Source organism: Butyrivibrio sp. (assembly GCF_017433805.1).
Lineage (GTDB): Bacteria > Bacillota > Clostridia > Lachnospirales > Lachnospiraceae > Butyrivibrio.
Genome location: NZ_JAFRGN010000034.1, coordinates 1 through 1,503 on the forward strand (window position 1 = coordinate 1; position 1,503 = coordinate 1,503).

At 41.6% G+C, this 1,503-nt stretch carries 3 protein-coding genes; all 3 read right to left on the reverse strand.

From position 1 onward, the window contains the following. A partial coding sequence (locus IJI01_RS08785) for a hypothetical protein (protein WP_292188904.1) occupies nt 1–248 on the reverse strand: 248 nt, incomplete at its 3' end. A 1-nt stretch (nt 249) separates the two neighbouring features. Beyond that, nucleotides 250–642, reverse strand: coding sequence for a helix-turn-helix domain-containing protein (locus tag IJI01_RS08790; protein WP_292188907.1), 393 nt, complete (start codon nt 640–642; stop codon nt 250–252). A 416-nt stretch (nt 643–1,058) separates the two neighbouring features. Continuing rightward, entirely contained in the window at nt 1,059–1,265 is a 207-nt protein-coding gene (locus tag IJI01_RS08795; protein ID WP_292188911.1) for a hypothetical protein, read from the reverse strand. Between the last annotated feature and the right edge of the window lie 238 nt (nt 1,266–1,503).

Here is a 1,503-nt window from a genome sequence, read left to right on the forward strand (position 1 = left end):
ATCTTCTGAAGATTGAATATAGCTGCACCGGCAACCAGATCATTTCTGGTATCTGTATATATATGCTGTATCTCGATATTGGCTCTCATGTAATGCTCAATAAAGTGATCTGCATCGAGCTTCCCGGGTCTTTCCAGATGAGCAGGTGCGTAATCATAGAGAACGTTACGGGCATATCTGACTATATCCACATCTCTGATGACAGGTGTGTGGTCTTCGCTTCTCCTGTAGCATCTGAATTTCACCATTCTACTCGCCTCTCTTCTTTCTCTCCATCTGTCTGATGAATTCCTTCCAGTCCTCTTCCTTGACGATGCCCCGCTTGGTCATTCTGAGAGCCATCCTTGCCATATTGCCAGATTCGGTATTCATCATCACATCCTCAATATCCGGCGGGACTGCTTTCCTCTTGCGGCCGGCCAGATCATACATCTGGGCCTTTTCTTCATCGTTAAGTCTCAGGAGCCTTGCGAGAGCCTCATAGTCAAAGCTTTCTCCTGGGTTCCTTCTATCGTGTTCTATATCGCTGTAAAGAGTGAGTGATAATTTGAGAGCTGCTCCAACATCTCTTAATGTTACTTCTCCCGTATTCAGTCGCTTCGCTCTTACAAATTCGCCGAATGATCTGTATTCTTCGTTCATGGTGTTGTCCTTTCTAAGATCGCCTGGACAGATACCTTAATTAGCCGGGATGCTGTTATATCGGTATCTGTCCTCAGCTCATTCTTAGCTTGTGACTGAATGATAGCACGAACACATTTTCTGAACAAGCGTTCTTTTTGTATTTCTTTGCACTCTTTTCCGCGCAAACGCGGAAACAGGACCGGGTTACCCGATCCTGTCATGGTTTTTTCATATATATTGGGTTTTACCCCTTGTAGAGCCCTAGGTGTAGGCTGCATCTATCGTGTGTAATAAGCCGCCTCCATGTATTGATATGGCCGCAAGATCATCAATTCCAGGCACACTTTCCCAACATTGCAGGAATTACAAATATGTATTGTTTTATGCGTTCTCTACGGAAACACTAGATGAATTGTTATAGAATGATTCATGTTTTAAATCCTGTTTATCAGGCTTAGTACTAAAATCACACTACTCATAAGAGATACTACAAGGGCTCCATTTCTAGCTATTTTGAATCCACTAATTGTGTTATCATCATTTTTTTCAGGCTCTTCTGTCTCTAGCTTTTTAATTGTCCTTTCAAATACAAAGAACTGAATTAAAAAGACGATAGTCATGCTAAGCCACAAAATTCTCATATTGGTCTCCTCGTATTATTCATTATTGTTAGAGTCTGTTTAAATCAGCCTGTCTCCCATGAACATCTAATAATGTGTTTAGCGCTAAATAATTCTGAATGCGTCTCAACAACACAGTAAAACTGCAAGTATTACTTGCACGCCGCATCCAAGGCTTTCTTCATATCCGAATATGAAAAGCTTCTCATCATATTCATCCTTGCAGGATATCTGAGTCTGCTAAGAGCTTTTTCCTCGA

Coding starts and splice junctions, on each gene's coding strand:
- IJI01_RS08790 (WP_292188907.1), bottom strand. CDS start 642: ATGAACGAAGAATACAGATCATTCGGCGAATTTGTAAGAGCGAAGCGA.
- IJI01_RS08795 (WP_292188911.1), bottom strand. CDS start 1,265: ATGAGAATTTTGTGGCTTAGCATGACTATCGTCTTTTTAATTCAGTTC.